Origin of the sequence: Bacillus pretiosus, assembly GCF_051294775.1 — a bacterium.
GTDB classification, from domain to species: Bacteria; Bacillota; Bacilli; order Bacillales; family Bacillaceae_G; genus Bacillus_A; species Bacillus_A wiedmannii.
Map to the genome: position 1 here is coordinate 1 of NZ_JBPPHF010000216.1, position 302 is coordinate 302.

Below are 302 nucleotides of genomic sequence, written 5' to 3' on the forward strand. Positions count from 1 at the left end.
GGTAAAATGGACAGGATAATGAGAAAATTACCGTTCATAAGATGAGGAGATACATGTATGGAAGTTGTAGAGGCATTAAAAGATATAAGCCACATTGAGGCTATGAAAAAGTATTTAAAAGAGCATTCGCAGCGAGATTATCTTTTATTTGTTATTGGAATTAACACTGGATTAAAGATCACTGAACTACTTAGTATGAAATTTGAAGAGGTATTGAATGAAGATTGAACTGTTAAAGAGTTCTATTCTCTTCCTGTGAAAGATGAAAAATTCAAACAAGATATTTATTTAAATACAAAAGT

General features: G+C 30.1%; 1 pseudogene. It reads left to right on the plus strand.

Annotated elements, in window-relative coordinates:
* Window positions 1–57: 57 nt before the first annotated feature.
* A pseudogene (locus ACSG5Z_RS30585) lies at window positions 58–302 on the plus strand (site-specific integrase); the annotation flags it as partial.